General features: G+C 44.4%; 12 protein-coding genes. 6 read left to right on the top strand and 6 right to left on the bottom strand.

Features of this window, described 5'->3' with window-relative positions; genetic code table 11:
* Both OGM63_RS17940 and miaB read left to right on the top strand, forming a co-directional pair.
* Window positions 1–93 (top strand): transposase (locus tag OGM63_RS17940; protein ID WP_263746991.1); only part of this gene is annotated, 93 nt, incomplete at its 5' end.
* Between the two features lie 322 nt (window positions 94–415).
* Complete coding sequence (gene miaB, locus OGM63_RS17935; RefSeq protein WP_263746987.1) at window positions 416–1,783, top strand: tRNA (N6-isopentenyl adenosine(37)-C2)-methylthiotransferase MiaB; 1,368 nt, start codon at window positions 416–418, stop codon at window positions 1,781–1,783.
* A 256-nt stretch (window positions 1,784–2,039) separates the two neighbouring features.
* Here the strand turns inward: miaB and OGM63_RS17930 are convergent, their stop codons facing one another.
* On the bottom strand, window positions 2,040–2,876 hold the full coding sequence (locus tag OGM63_RS17930) for a lysophospholipid acyltransferase family protein (protein WP_263746986.1): 837 nt from the start codon (window positions 2,874–2,876) through the stop codon (window positions 2,040–2,042).
* 215 nt (window positions 2,877–3,091) lie between these two features.
* Between OGM63_RS17930 and OGM63_RS17925 the strand changes: the two genes are divergently transcribed.
* Together OGM63_RS17925 and OGM63_RS17920 are read left to right on the top strand one after the other, a co-directional pair.
* Window positions 3,092–4,153 (top strand): D-alanine--D-alanine ligase family protein, encoded by a 1,062-nt coding sequence (locus tag OGM63_RS17925; RefSeq protein ID WP_263746990.1) that lies wholly within the window; start codon window positions 3,092–3,094, stop codon window positions 4,151–4,153.
* Between the two features lie 159 nt (window positions 4,154–4,312).
* On the top strand, window positions 4,313–4,960 hold the full coding sequence (locus tag OGM63_RS17920) for a hypothetical protein (protein ID WP_263746985.1): 648 nt from the start codon (window positions 4,313–4,315) through the stop codon (window positions 4,958–4,960).
* 540 nt (window positions 4,961–5,500) lie between these two features.
* Here OGM63_RS17920 and OGM63_RS17915 read toward each other — a convergent pair.
* Window positions 5,501–5,863 (bottom strand): hypothetical protein, encoded by a 363-nt coding sequence (locus OGM63_RS17915; protein WP_263746984.1) that lies wholly within the window; start codon window positions 5,861–5,863, stop codon window positions 5,501–5,503.
* A 294-nt stretch (window positions 5,864–6,157) separates the two neighbouring features.
* Between OGM63_RS17915 and dapB the strand changes: the two genes are divergently transcribed.
* Window positions 6,158–6,988, top strand: coding sequence for a 4-hydroxy-tetrahydrodipicolinate reductase (gene dapB, locus OGM63_RS17910; protein ID WP_263746989.1), 831 nt, complete (start codon window positions 6,158–6,160; stop codon window positions 6,986–6,988).
* A 106-nt stretch (window positions 6,989–7,094) separates the two neighbouring features.
* Window positions 7,095–7,901 carry a DUF8619 family protein gene (locus OGM63_RS17905; protein ID WP_263746983.1) on the top strand — a complete coding sequence of 269 codons (807 nt, stop codon included), beginning with the start codon at window positions 7,095–7,097 and terminating at the stop codon, window positions 7,899–7,901.
* A gap of 71 nt (window positions 7,902–7,972) precedes the next feature.
* Here the strand turns inward: OGM63_RS17905 and OGM63_RS17900 are convergent, their stop codons facing one another.
* From OGM63_RS17900 to OGM63_RS17885, 4 genes are all read right to left on the bottom strand, one after another.
* Window positions 7,973–8,518, bottom strand: a complete 546-nt coding sequence (locus OGM63_RS17900) for a GIY-YIG nuclease family protein (protein WP_263746982.1) — start codon at window positions 8,516–8,518, stop codon at window positions 7,973–7,975.
* A 53-nt stretch (window positions 8,519–8,571) separates the two neighbouring features.
* On the bottom strand, window positions 8,572–8,898 hold the full coding sequence (locus OGM63_RS17895; protein WP_263746981.1) for a hypothetical protein: 327 nt from the start codon (window positions 8,896–8,898) through the stop codon (window positions 8,572–8,574).
* 255 nt (window positions 8,899–9,153) lie between these two features.
* Complete coding sequence (locus tag OGM63_RS17890) at window positions 9,154–13,404, bottom strand: DNA-directed RNA polymerase subunit beta'' (RefSeq protein ID WP_263746980.1); 4,251 nt, start codon at window positions 13,402–13,404, stop codon at window positions 9,154–9,156.
* Between the two features lie 165 nt (window positions 13,405–13,569).
* The gene (locus OGM63_RS17885) at window positions 13,570–15,447 is read right to left on the bottom strand and encodes a DNA-directed RNA polymerase subunit gamma (protein ID WP_263746979.1); all 1,878 of its coding nucleotides are present in this window, start codon (window positions 15,445–15,447) and stop codon (window positions 13,570–13,572) included.
* Between the last annotated feature and the right edge of the window lie 88 nt (window positions 15,448–15,535).

Here is a 15,535-nt window from a genome sequence, read left to right as displayed (position 1 = left end):
CTATGGAGTCCCAGCTATTTTGCTATTTCTGTAGGTGGAGCGCCGCTAGAAGTTCTTAAACAATATATTAGAAATCAAGAAACACGTACTTAAAGGACGGGGCTTGAATCCCATTTTTTCGGTCAAAAGATATATTAACGAATAGACAACCGATGTGAAAAATAATGTTTAGACTATTCTGTGCTACGTCTAATCAAGGGTTAATGGATATAGTTTTACATAACCATCTGTACTGCGATCGCTTTAATTCTCTGCGGTCTGGGTTCCCTTGAATGAAATCTATCAATTCTTCCATTGCTCAAAATACACCCCATTCATACCACTTATACTTAAACATATACGTAAGTGTGATTTTTCACAAATCATTTAGGATTGGTATAGCCTATATACTATTAAACTGATAAAATAAATTACTATGACCACCTTATCTCAACGCCGCTATCACATCACCACCTTTGGTTGCCAAATGAATAAAGCCGACTCAGAGCGCATGGCTGGCATCCTAGAAGACATGGGCTTTGAGTGGTCAGAAGATCCAAATAATGCCGATTTAATTCTTTACAACACTTGCACTATCCGCGATAATGCTGAACAAAAAGTATATTCTTATCTCGGTAGACAAGCTAAACGCAAGCACGAAAAAGCTGATTTAACTTTAATAGTTGCCGGTTGCGTTGCTCAACAAGAAGGTGAAGCGTTGTTGCGACGCGTTCCAGAATTAGACTTGGTAATGGGACCCCAACACGCTAACCGTCTTAAAGAGTTGCTAGAGTCGGTATTTGACGGCAATCAAGTTGTGGCAACAGATGCAGTCCACATTATCGAAGATATCACCAAGCCGCGCCGTGATAGCAAGGTTACAGCTTGGGTGAATGTGATTTATGGCTGTAACGAGCGCTGTACTTACTGCGTCGTTCCTAACGTGCGTGGTGTCGAACAATCGCGTACACCAGAAGCAATTCGCGCCGAAATCGAAGAATTAGGACGCCAAGGTTACAAAGAAATCACGCTACTCGGTCAAAATATTGACGCTTACGGCAGAGATTTGCCAGGAACCACGCCAGAAGGTCGCAATTTACACACGTTTACAGATTTACTATATTACATTCATGATGTGCCGGGAATTGACCGATTACGATTTGCTACTAGTCATCCCCGTTATTTTACTGAACGTTTAATTAAAGCTTGTGCTGAATTGCCCAAGGTGTGCGAACATTTTCATATCCCCTTTCAATCTGGGGATAACGAACTATTAAAAGCGATGTCGCGGGGTTATACTCAAGAGAAATATCGCCGGATAATTGATACAATTCGCCGATATATGCCGGATGCGTCAATTAGTGCGGATGCGATCGTCGGTTTCCCTGGAGAGACAGAAGCACAGTTTGAAAATACGCTGAAATTAGTAGAAGATATTGGCTTTGACTTGTTGAATACAGCCGCATATTCCCCACGTCCGGGGACACCAGCAGCTTTGTGGACAAATCAATTAAGTGAAGAAGTAAAAAGCGATCGCCTGCAAAGAATAAATCATCTAGTTAATATTAAAGCTTACGAGCGATCGCAACGTTATTTCGGACGCATCGAAGAAGTGCTAGTAGAAGACCAAAACCTGAAAGATAAAACTCAAGTCATGGGACGCACATGCGGTAATCGTCTCACCTTCTTCGCTGGTGACATCAACGAACTTAAAGGACAGTTAGTCAAGGTGAAAATTACCGAAATTCGCGCTTTTAGCTTGACAGGGGAACCGATAGAGGTGCGACAACCAGTATCAGTTTAAAAGGTCAAGGGTCAATGGTCAATGGTCAAGGGTCAATAGACTCTTAATATCATGTCCGACAAATTACTTACAATGTAAAGACGTTCCACCGGAACGTCTCTACGAGGGTTGCGATGATTTTATCACTGTTATAGGACTTACGCTTTTAGGACCAAAAAACGAACCGCCAAGAAGCCAAGGAAGCCAAGGAATAAAAGTTTAAGAGAGTTTTTGCGTAAGTTCTGTGTTAATTAAACGAACATGATATAACTATTGACTATTGACTTTTGACCAAATCATCTAACTCTTGCTGCATTTGACTTTGGACTAACTCATAACAAGCGTTAACATAAGAGCGATCGCTTGCGGCTTCCCGACCGTAACGTTCAAAGACAATCTGAGGACAAACTCGCGTATGTATAGTTACAGGCAATGGTATATTAGGTAAAGGTCCAATCGCCAATCCCCAAGGCAACCCAAGATAAATGGGGAAAACCTCTGGATCTAGCCCAAATAGCCAAGGCATCCCCGATTCATGTAATTGCTGTAAAATTTTGTATAAGTCAGCCAGCACAAACAGTGTATCGTGGGCACCGACGGAAATAATCGGCACAATGGGTACTTCTTCCCGCAGCGCTAACTTGATAAATCCTTGATTGCCAGCAAAGTGAATTTGATGGCGTTGTTCGTGTGGTCGAAAAAGGTCTTGCGCTCCACCAGGATATACTAGTACGCTGGCTCCAGAATGCAAAGCAGCGATCGCCATTCGCGGATGAGCGATGATTGCTCCCAACCTCCCTGCCAGTTCTGCTGTGAGCGGAACCTGCCAAAAGTAGGGATGCGCCAAACCGTAAACTGGTCGTTGAACACCAAATCGTTGAAACCAATCATACATTACCATATACATGTCAGGAGATGCCAGTCCCCCGTTATGGGAACTGACAAGCAGAACCTTGTCCTGGGCTGGGATATTCTCCCAACCACTAGTTTGCACTCGAAAATAGTAGCGATATAGCCACTCCCACAGTGGCATCAGAAATTCAATGAACCGAGGATCTTTCTGATTTAAAGACCATCCAGGTTTTGTTTTTAAGTAGTGCTGTTTTTCTGGCATTAAGGCATTTTAACAAAATTGCTTACTCGACCTTAACAAAGAAGACAAAGAAGACAAGGGGGACAAAAAATAATTATTCTTTCCCCATCCCAAGAACTCCCCCCCTCCCAAGAACTCTCCCCCTCCCAAGAACTCTCCCCCTCCCAAGAACTCTCCCCCATCTCCCACAGGTTATGATAGGCTATCTGCATTTGAGGAGTGTAGAGGTGCGGCAAATGTCAAAATTGCGGGTGGGGTTGTTGTTTGGTGGTCGTTCTGGAGAGCATGAAGTTTCGATTAGTTCAGCACGAGCGATCGCTCTTGCCTTGAGTTCAGAAGAAAATGCTAACAAATATGAAATACTTCCTTTTTACATCCAAAAAGATGGACGCTGGTTAGCAGGGGATGTACCGCAACAAGTTTTAACATCCGGTGTTGCATTGACAACTCTAGCCGCAATCTCTAAATTATGGCAATTTCCAGCACAAACTCAAGAAGTGGATGTTTGGTTTCCGATTCTCCACGGTCCCAACGGTGAAGACGGTACAATTCAGGGATTACTCAGCTTAATGCAAGTTCCCTTTGTCGGTTCTGGGGTGTTAGGTTCGGCAATGGGTATGGATAAGATTGCCATGAAAATGGCGTTTGCTCAAGCGGGATTGGCACAAGTTAAATATTTAACCTTAACCAGAGCGCAAATTTGGTCAAATCCTTGTGTGTTTCCCAAATTGTGTGACCAAATCGAAGCAACGTTGGGCTATCCGTGTTTTGTCAAACCTGCTAATTTAGGTTCATCTGTAGGGATTGCCAAAGTGCGATCAAGTTCAGAATTAGAAGCCGCTTTAGATAATGCCGCTTCTTACGATCGCCGTATTATAGTAGAAACTGGAGTCGTCGCACGAGAAGTAGAATGTGCCGTTTTCGGAAACGATCAACCCCAAGCTTCAGTCGTCGGGGAAATTACTTTTGAAAGTGATTTTTACGATTATGAAACTAAATATACACAAGGACAAGCAGATTTACTGATTCCGGCACAACTGCCAGATTCTGTGATGCGTCAAATTCAGGACATGGCTTTGCAAGCCTTTGCAGCCGTTGATGCTGCTGGATTGGCAAGGGTGGACTTTTTCTATGTCGAAGCGACAGGAGAAATTTTAATTAACGAAATCAACACCTTCCCAGGCTTCACAGCGACGAGTATGTATCCGCAATTGTGGGCTAAAAGTGGAATTCCCTTTACCGAATTAGTCGATCGCTTGATTCAACTTGCTCTGGAGAGAACACAGAAGTCAGAATAACTCTTGACCATTCAAAAATGATTTTCGCGAATACTTAGCGGATTTAGGAGCCAAAGCCAAAAAAAAGGCTACTTAAATATGAAGCTTTGCTACGGATACGCGAAGGTTAGCTCCTCCAGTACAATCAACAATGGGAGGGGTACAAATCTGAAATAAATCATGGAAAATAATCAGAATGTACAGCAAGAGCCAACGCAAGCAACAGCGCTCACAGCAGACAAGGTAAAGAAGAAATCAAAGTCAATAGATAGCTTGATGCTTCTGATACATCTGTTGGCACGCTACCCTTGGCTATTGCTGGTAGGGTTGTTAGGAATGTTTTTAGGGAGCGCAACCCTTGCCATATATAGCCTGGGTTATGCTGGGCATGTGGAACAGGAAGAACCAGAAACAATACAAGCTGAAGTAGCACAACCAATTAACACCCCCTCTGAGACTAGCAATCCTACACCTTTATGGATGGTGGCAGCGATCGCCTTCAGTTGTGCTAGTGGTTGCTTGATAATTTTTCGATTCCTAAACCGTCCCACACAGCGGCAAAAAGACCAGAAACGTATTAACCGCGATGGGGCACGCTTGGCACGGCGTCATCATCAAAAATTAGAACCACGTCCACCAGAGAATTATCCAGTATTTGTGCCTCCATCACAAAGCATGTCCTTCGCACCAGTGCCATCTAAAAGAAAACCTATGGTGACAGTTTTGCCACCAGAACACACCATACCCTTTGATAAAAGCAAAGAATCTCTAGCAGATATGCTCGATATTCGTAAACAAAATTCTTTGTCGGCAATTTTACGCAAATAGTAATAGTATCGGATTTTACAAAATTATTACTAGTTTTTGTATTAAGGGCACATCGAACCCATGCCCTTAATAATTTTTAATATTTAAAAAATGAGGGTATTGTAGCGATAAAACCCATAAATGCTTATTACTGAAGTTTAGACTAGTACAGCGAACACGTAAATAAAGCAACCATTTTAATTTCTATCAGACATTAGCGTGAAATGGTATAATTATTGGCGCTGAAAATTTGCAGGGCTGAAAATTTCACTCCAATCGACATTCCGCACCCCATAATGTCACAATCGGTTTTTTCGGGTTTTTATCCACAAAAAAGGCTACAGTTTAGACAAAAATGGGTTCATTTGGGGCAACGCGATCGCGTTGTTTCAAAATCTTCAAACGTCCAAAATTCGTAGTCTGACAATGCACGGGAGCGGAATGTTGGCTCTACCAATTGATCAGATGTCCAGCAAGTTTGTGGATCATTGAGCTGAATTTAGCCCCGTGAATTGATTTCGCGTAAAGGTTCATAGGTAGATTCTTTGAGGGTTACAGTTCTTAGCTTGCCATTGGTGTTGCACCATGCAGTTGACGCACAGCATTGATACAGATTGGACAATCACAGCCAAATAATTTTATCGCTTCATCGCTTTCTTGATCGGTGAATTGTAGCTCAGTAATCTGATTTGGTTGAACTTGCGCTACTTTCACTGCTGGTTTAACAACAACTGGAGTATTGCTAACTCTTTCACACACCATGCGAGCAGTTGCTGTATGGGGGTCACGCACGCAAGCAACATGAGTTTTTGTTGAATTACCTGTTTGACTAGCGTGAGCGGGGTTGGTCATCATGACCGTAGATATTATCGAGCTAAACAGTACAGGACTGGAAAGCAAAGTGAGAATAAATTTTCTGTTCATCTAGTTAGAATAATATGTTTGTAGCTAGATCAAGCATCGGATTAATTTTTTCACAGAATTTGGTTCTTAATTAGTACGACTTATACAAATTTGCCCTCCCTTAATGGTGAAACCTTGAGATAGGTAAACGCTCTTGTTCAAGACTGGGACTAATTTAGCATTACTCAAGTTCCTGCGCCATGTAAAGTAAGTCACAATAGAAAGTGGATTTGAGCAAAGATTTGAAAAGCGAATCTCTAGATAACCAAATTCTTTTACAATTCGCAAGTGATGTTTACAAGCATTTCTCAAGTTATGGCAAATCAAGCTTCTATTCCAGTTGTTGTCATCGGTGCTGCTGGCAAAATGGGTCGTGAGGTAGTCAAAGCAGTAGCTAGCGCACCTGATATGACCTTAGTGGGTGCAATTGACACAACTGGTGAACATCAAGACAAAGACGCTGGGGAACTAGCCGGTTTAAGTGAACCGTTGGAAGTACCAATTACCAATCAGTTGGAATCGATGCTGGCATTTGCCGCACAGGAAAAACAACCAGGGGTAATGATAGACTTTACCCATCCGGATTCAGTTTATGACAATATTCGTAGTGCGATCGCCTACGGTATTCGTCCTGTAGTTGGTACCACTGGTTTAAGTCCCCAACAAATTCAAAACCTAGCAGATTTTGCCGAAAAAGCAAGTACCGGATGTCTGATTATTCCTAATTTCTCGATTGGGATGGTATTGCTGCAACAAGCAGCTGTCACAGCATCTAAATATTTTGACCACGTAGAAATTATCGAGTTGCATCATAACCAAAAAGCTGATGCTCCCAGCGGTACAGCGATTCAAACAGCGCAGATGTTAGGAGAAATGGGTAAAATATTTAACCAGGCTGTTGTGGAAGAAACGGAGAAAATCAAAGGAGCCAGGGGAAGTTTAGCAGATGAAGGAATTAGAATTCATAGCGTGCGCTTACCGGGGCTGATTGCCCATCAGGAAGTGATTTTTGGCGCGGCAGGTCAAATTTATACTTTAAGGCACGATACAAGCGATCGCGCTTGTTATATGCCAGGAGTACTACTGGCAATTCGCAAAGTTTTACAGTTAAAGTCGTTAGTATATGGCTTAGAAAAAATACTCTAAAACCAATAACTTTTTTGTTAATGCTTAGTAGATAGTGGTTAGTGGAAAAACAATTACCAACCAACAACTATCAAATGACTCTTGACTCTTGACTCTTGACAAAATCATGTTAGTTCCACTGACTCGGCAGAAATTTGAACAACTCGTTCCCTGGATTGCTAGTTCTCCGCAATATAAATATTATTGGGGGAAGTTTCCTGATTTTTTGCAACGGCTATTCATTTCTGTAGTATCTGCGGCTGTTCTTTTACTTATAAAATTCCTTTTCGGACTTGATTTTGGCGCAATAATATTTTTGCTAGTATTTGTGGTATCTTTTTATTGGTTTTGGGGACCAGTATTTTGGGCAAGTGTGCGTAATGCTAAATATCGCAATTATAAATATAGTGGCTTTTTTCGCGGTCGAGTACTGGATTGGTGGCTCACAGAAGAGTTGATTGGTAAACAGGAAACAGTCAACAATAAAGGTGAATTGGTGATTGTGGAAAATAGGGAAAAGTGGATTAACTTAGAATTGGGCGATGATACAGGATTTACCGCCGAGTTTAAAGCACCACTACGTCCTTATCATAAAGCGATCGCTCGTGGTCAAATAGCGGAAATGCTTGTCATGTCCAATCGCTCCGATTTAAGCACAATTGACCAAATCAGCGATATTTATGTTCGCAGTTGCAATTTGTGGGTCAGCGATTATCCTTTTTTACGCCGGGATTTCTTTAATGAGGTGAGCGATCGTTTACGTGATGACCAAAACTCTAGACCCAGGCGCCAAAGAAGAACTGAAAATCCCGAATATGACTCCCGTGATGACCAAGACTCTAGACCCAGGCGCCAAAGAAGAACTGAAAATCCCGAATATAACTACCGTGACGACCAAGACTCTAGATCGAGGCGTCGTCAACCAGAAGAATGAAAATTATTTTTCATTGATAGGTAAAGGATTACAGCCTGAGGGTCTTGGGGAGAGCGAAAACTAATATTTATTCACTTCAAATCGAGTAATCCCTCTTCTTTTAACTTAGGATTAAAGCGAATTTGAAGATGCAATCCACGCGCTTGCAACACTTCTAAAATTTCAGCTTCGACTCGTCGCGCCACATTTTTCAGAATTTTCACTTGTGCCATATCATCTATTAGTGGATTTTGATAATTTGTCTGTTCTTCAGGTGTCATTACCGCTTTAGCATCAATCGGCTGCGTCCATTTTTCTTTTTGTTCGGCATTTCCCAAAGGAACACTGTTATTTTCGGCAATCCAGGCATTCTCAATGCTTTCTAAAACGGCGCGGCTAGGGCGCTCAATCGTTTGAACTTTTACCCAATAGCAATTTTGAGGTTGACGTACTAAATGCTGTTTGAGACTGAGATATACATCGCGAGAATAGCCAATAAATTGCAGCACTTTTTCACGATCAAAAATTGCATAGACTCCTATCTTAGTCTGAAATTGTTCAGGTAACTGACCGTTATCGTCAATGTAAGCAATATATTCCAGAGTTTCTAAAGAAGAAATATTTGTTTCAGTTGTCATAAATTCAAATTAAAAATTAGTACTTGGTGATTGGAAAGCGCTCTTCGCGCTTACTACGAATTAATTTTTCGGTAAATTGCACAAAGGCGACTTGGTTTGAAGATTTTGGCATTAAACATGAAGTTTGGCGGGACATTAATAATTGCGTACTCACTATTATCATGATATTTTTCAAATTCGGCTGGCATTCCTTTGGGAGTAGTTAAGCTATAAGGAACTGGTTGAAAAAGCAATTCTGTAAACTCAACTTTTTCGCAATTCAGTTGTTGACAAACTTGTTTGAGAAAAGCTTCATTAGTCAACAAATTGAAAAGGCTTTCTTTAGCTTGTGGTTCCAGAGTGAAACTGCTATCAAAGTTTTGGACGATTTTAAAAGGCATTCTTCTTACAGATATTTATTAGCAATTGAGCGATCGCTTCTTTCAAATAGCCTATTGGATTATGTGACTTCTGTCAGCCACTAAGTAAGTAGATGAAATTAAACGTAAAATACTGTCCTAATTCGTAGTGATTTGAGCGATCGCTGGATTGGGGACGGGTAATCGAAGCTAACCAAGAACCATGAAAAATAAAAAACCCTCCCTAGTTTAACTAGGGAAGGTATACAAAAGATAAATTTATTTGACCTTTACCTTTTATATTTCCTCGTCAAAATCGTCGTCTTCGTCGTCTTCCTCGTCTTCCTCAAAATCATCTTCTTCAATCAGGTCGTTGACTTCATCAGCAATCATCAACTCATCCTCATCATCTAAGATTGACGACGATTCTGTACGCCGACTACCAAATCCAGAGTCCCCAAGCCCAGGAGAATCCAAATTGTAAGCGCGAGCTGTGCGGTCATCTAGCACCATATCCATCGGGTCATCGACTTCATCCAAGACACTGGTGGTTTCTACGCTTCCATAGTCATCAACTATACCCGTTTCCTCATAAGCGTTATACCCAGTACCGGCAGGAATCAATCGTCCGATAATCACGTTTTCTTTCAAACCGCGCAACCAGTCAGATTTACCTTCAATTGCCGCTTCAGTCAACACCCGCGTTGTCTCTTGGAATGATGCAGCCGAGATAAAGCTGTCGGTGTTTAATGATGCCTTGGTAATCCCCAATAATACTGGAGTATACTGCGCCCTCGCACCGCCGGTGATTGCCATTGCTTCATTCACCTGCTCGATTTGCCGCAATTCTACCAACTCTCCGGGCAACATCGTTGTGTCACCACCATCATCTACCCGCACCTTCGCGGTCATTTGGCGCACAATCACTTCAATGTGCTTGTCGGCAATATCAATACCTTGAGATTGATACACCATCTGCACCTCATTCACCAAGAAAGTCTGTACCTTCTGCAAAGCTAGAGATGCACAAGCATATATCCCGTCCTCAGAACCAAGACTAAAGAACACCTCCAAAATTTCGTGCGGATTGGCAGGACCATCACTCAACGGTTCCCCTGCGCTCACCATCGCTCCATCTGTCAGCACCAAATTTTGTCCAGGTCCTAGGGGGTAATCGGTGACAACACCATTTGGTTCAACAACCTTAGCAGCGATCGCCTCATCACCATCACCATATACCACCTTCACTTCCCCTGCCCGCTTCGCCAAAATACAAGCTTCTTTTGGCTTGCGTGCTTCTAGCAATTCCTCAATTCTTGGCAAACCTTGAATAATGTCTCCGGTTTTGGCGCGTTCAAACACCAACAAAACCAAATTATCACCCCGTTGCACCAAATCCCCATCCTCTATCTGCAACACCGCTCCCGGTGAGACTCGATAAGGACGACCAATGCGAATGGTGAGATTGTAACCTGGAGAAAGCTGGGCATTGGCGACTAATCCAGGGGAAGAATCTGTTACCAGATCCCCCTGGACTAGTGCCTTTTCCCCCTCTCCCTTCTTCACATCCACCACTTGCCCAGACAAAGGAGCAAATATCCCTGGGGCAATTTCTGAACCCTCTACCAATAAGTCGCCCTTTTTTACCTTTGGCTGTGCCGTCGTGTTCACCGTCACCATGTCTGTGTGACGCAACACCAAACAGCGACGCACTGTCTCACTTCCTTTTTGCACTCCCCGGACAATACCCCCCTCCTTACACAAAATTTGGGTACGGGCAACCACAGCACCAGGAGCAATCGTTTGCAGCGCTTCCACTTCCAAACTCGTTGTGGTGCTACCTTGAGTTGCGTCGGCAGTAATGTCGCGACGCACTATCAAAGACTCCAAAATCACCAATTGCAAACGAGAAGTTTCCGAACCTTCACCCTCTCCTTCTTTCATCAGTTCGTTCGCGCTTCGCGTCTCCCCTTGGGAGACGGAACGGAAACCGTCCCTGCCGACTGATTCACCATCACTCAACAACTCAATATCTGCTGCTAATGGCGAAGCGTTGTGGTCAGCATCACCCTCAGTCTCAATTTCCAACACTAGTTGCGTCCGCAGCAACTCCACACCTTCCACCGACTTAACCCGCTCAGAATCTTTATAAGGCAGTCGTTGCACCGCCCGCAACTCAATACTGCGCCCGGTTTGTTGACTAACCGATGTCGTTGATGGCACATCCGGATTATTCGGCACCGCGAACTCATCTACCGGACGACTCAGCAGCGCTGGACCTTCTGGGGACTCAATATATTGGATGTAGCGCAGTTCGCTCTGCACTTGCCCCAATAACTCTTCACCCGGCTGAACAAAACTATTATCAAAGCGCATCACCCCCTCTGGATCGTCCACCATCAGCAGTTCTCCAGGCTTAATCACCACCTCCCTCAAAATGTCGTTTTTCTGGGTGACTTCAACGACGCCGTTGTTTTGACAGAATATATCCTTAACAACTTCCGTCCCAGCTTCTACATACTGACCGTCTTCCACCAACAGCAGCGATATATCCTTATTTACTTCATGAGTTTCTTCGGGAATCCACAATAATGTGCCTCCCTGTACCACCTCATAACCCAACTTCGCCTTGCCTTTTTTCTGCACTTCCACGCCGGCGTATTTCAGCAACCCACCAGTATTAGTGCGATAGCGATCGTCAATTAACTCCGCGACAACTTGACCATTTTGCACCTTTGTGCCTGGAGTTGCCCGCAAATTAAAGACTTGGTTATGAGCAGTAGAAATAAGGTAATTATTGCGACCTTGGGAACTTTGCACCGTCACCGTTGCCTGGTCTAAAACCACACTAGCGGTGATAATCTCAATTTCCCTAGTACTCTTACCGACTTGCGCTTCCGGCAACCGGACTATACCGCCATGTAAAGTAGTTAACTTGGTTTCTGCCAAGACACCATTTGTCTCAATCGCATCACCATTATTCACTATCAACTCGGCTCCAGGTGGCAAGTTATATACCTCGCCAGACAAAATCCAAATCAAACCACCACGCGCCGCTGTCGTCGTCGTGTTGCCTTGACGGTCTGTTTTTTGTTCTGGCACCACTTCCGCAAACTGCACTTCCCCAGCCAAATCACTAGCTACATCTTTAACAGCCTTTTCAGTATTTGCACGAGTTGTCCGTCCGCCGAGTGCCACCTCTGCCAGCAACTGACCTTGCTTTACTTGCTGTCCATCGACTATATATAGTGTCGAACCTTGAGTCACCGCAATTTCAATTACTGAGGACTCTTTACTAGAGACTGGGGATTGGGCAAGAGTCTCTTCCTTAGTGCCTAGTTTGTCCTTACTGCCTTTTACCTTATCCCCAACTTCTAAAGTTATCGTGCCGTTTGCCTCAACAAACAGCGAATCTTCCCCGTGTCGAGTGCGATATGCTCTGGTTTTCAACTTGCGCGGCAGCCGAATCGTACCATCTTTTTCGGCACGTACTTGTTTTGCCACTTCCCCGGTGAATACACCACCAGTGTGGAAAGTCCGCATTGTTAGCTGGGTACCCGGTTCGCCGATACTTTGAGCCGCAATAATGCCTACCGCTTCACCCAAATCTACCATCTTCGCGTGTGCCAAACTCCAGCCATAACAGTGTTGGCAAACAGAACGCGCTGCTTCACAAGTTAAGGGACTCCGCACTACCACAGAGACAACGCCGCTTTTTTGAATTACAGCAGCTAATTCGTTACTAATTGGTGTATTGCGCGGGGCAATAACTTTTTTGGTGGTGGGATGAATTACATCTTCCCCCACTACCCGTCCCATCAAGCGGGTGCCGATGGGAATCAGGATTTTGCCACCTTCTGTCATTGACCCCAGGGTCAGCCCTCGCGATGTGCCGCAGTCAAATTCGCGGATAATTACATCTTGGGATACATCCACCAAACGTCTGGTTAAATATCCAGAGTCGGCAGTTCTTAATGCCGTATCTACCAACCCCTTACGAGCGCCGTAAGAAGAAATAATATATTCGGTGACGGTCAATCCTTCGCGGAAGTTGGTTTTAATCGGCAAGTCGATAATTTCCCCTTGGGGATCTGCCATCAACCCGCGCATCCCCACCAATTGGCGCACCTGGGAGATGTTACCCCGCGCACCAGAGAATGCCATCATATATACTGAGTTGAGCGGGTTAGTACTCTTAAAGTGCTTCACCACTTCATCTTTGAGCGCTTCCGATGTACTATTCCAGGTATCAATTACCTTCTGAAAACGCTCTACTTCCGTGATTTCGCCACGTTGATAGCGTTCTTCCGTGGCGCGAATTTCGGCTTCTGCGGCTTCGAGGAGCGATCGCTTACTTGGCGGAATCATCAAATCATCTACACTAATCGAAACCCCGGCTTTGGTGGCGTAGCGAAAGCCCAAATCTTTTAACTTATCCGCCATCACCGCCGTTCGCGCCGTGCCACAATTGGTGAACGCCCAAGAAATTAAATTTCTCAGCTGACCTTTGTCAACGATGCGATTGCGAAAAATCAGTTTTTCAGTCATTAGTATTTTCGGAGGGGTAAAGGTTAAAGGGGAAAGGGGAAAGGAGATTTTAAGAGGGGTAAAGGGTAAAGGGGAAAGGTATTAAAATAAAGAGTTATTTAAAAACGAATTCTACATCTTTCTTACCCTTTCCCCCTTTCCCTTTCCCCTTTTCCCCTCTTATCCCTAGCTTGCCAGCGCTTCTTGGATCGCCTTGTTATAAATAACGCGACCGGGAGTTGTACGTATATATTGAGAAATCAAATTCCCTTCCTTGTCTTGTCTGACACGACGGAATTTATACAGCAACGTCCGAGTTCCATCGGTGTTTTCTTCTACCTTCACGGGTTCGGTATCTGGCACATCAGTTTCTACTTCGCCATCAAACCGCACAAATACATAAGCGTGCAGGTCAATTTGCTTCTGCTCATAAGCCATAATCGCGTCATCCAAAGAACCGAAGTATTTTCCCGCACCCCTTGTCGCATCCGGATTTTCCGCAGTCAAATAATACGCCCCCAATACCATATCTTGGCTGGGTGTAATAATTGGCTTACCGGTTGCCGGCGACAATATGTTGTTAGAAGCAAGCATCAACAACCGCGCTTCTGCTTGAGATTCCAACGACAAAGGTACGTGTACCGCCATTTGGTCGCCGTCAAAGTCGGCGTTAAAAGCCGGACACACCAACGGATGCAACTGAATTGCTCTACCGTCTACCAAAATCGGCTCAAATGCTTGAATGCCGAGCCTGTGCAGCGTCGGTGCCCGATTTAACATCACCGGATGCCCCTCAATCACTTCTTCCAACACATCCCACACACTAGGGTCATTGCGAGAAATCAGCTTTTTCGCGGCTTTGATGTTATTCACCATCCCACTGCGAATCAAGCGATTAATCACAAACGGCTGAAATAGCTCGATCGCCATTTCTCTGGGCAAACCGCATTGATGGATTTGTAACTTCGGTCCAACGACAATTACAGAACGACCCGAATAGTCAACCCGCTTACCCAACAAATTCTGCCGAAAACGTCCCTGCTTACCTTCAATAATGTCTGAGAGCGACTTCAGCGGTCGGTTATTTGCCCCTACCACCGTCCGTCCCCGACGACCATTGTCAATCAAAGCATCCACCGCTTCTTGCAGCATCCGCTTTTCGTTTCTGACAATAATTTCCGGTGCTAAGATTTCTTGCAACCGTGCCAAACGGTTGTTACGGTTAATCACCCGGCGATATAAATCATTTAAATCGCTCGTGGCAAAGCGTCCTCCATCCAACTGCACCATCGGGCGTAAATCTGGCGGAATCACTGGAATCACCGCCATTACCATCCACTCTGGCAATGAACCAGTGGCGATGAAGTTATCAATCACCCGCAACCGCTTAATCAGCTTCGCCCGTTTTTGTCCCTTGGCGTTACCAATTTCTTCGCGTAAGTTTTCCGCTTCTTGCTCCAAGTTGATATCGGCAAGCAACCGCAACAGCGCTTCTGCCCCAATCCCTACCTCTACACCCTGAAGTTGAGAATCTTCGGCATAAATCTGGTCTTCAATTTCCAGCCACTGGTCTTCACTCAATAGCTGTTTATAAGTTAAAGTTTCGGCATTACCCTTGCTGAGGACAACATAAGAGTTGAAATAAACAATCTGCTCCACATCCCGCAAAGGCATATCCAGCAAAATAGAAATGTAACTGGGGATACCCTTGAGATACCAAACGTGCGCCACCGGTGCTGCCAGTTTAATGAAACCCATGCGGTGACGGCGCACTCGCGATTCCGTCACTTCCACCCCACAGCGTTCGCAAACTATACCGCGATGGCGCACTCTCTTATATTTACCGCAATGGCATTCCCAGTCCTTCGCTGGTCCAAAGATGCGCTCGCAAAAAAGCCCGTCCATCTCTGGCTTCAGAGTTCGATAATTAATCGTCTCCGGCTTAGTGACTTCACCTACCACCTGACCATTAGGCAAAGTTCGCTCACCCCAGGTCCGAATGCGTTCCGGCGAAGCCAAGCCGATTTTTACGTAGTCAAACTGATTAGTTTGTGCGTTTCTCATATTATTAAATGGGCAATGGGCAATTGTTTAATGGGCATTGGGCAATGGGCATTGGGCAATGGGAATAGGTGATGGGTAATAAAAATAA

Origin of the sequence: Plectonema radiosum NIES-515 (genome assembly GCF_025753815.1) — a bacterium.
In the GTDB taxonomy this organism is placed as follows: domain Bacteria; phylum Cyanobacteriota; class Cyanobacteriia; order Cyanobacteriales; family Nostocaceae; genus Hassallia; species Hassallia radiosum_A.
The sequence above is the reverse complement of the archived record's forward strand: the minus strand, read 5'-3'. Positions and strand labels throughout refer to the sequence as shown.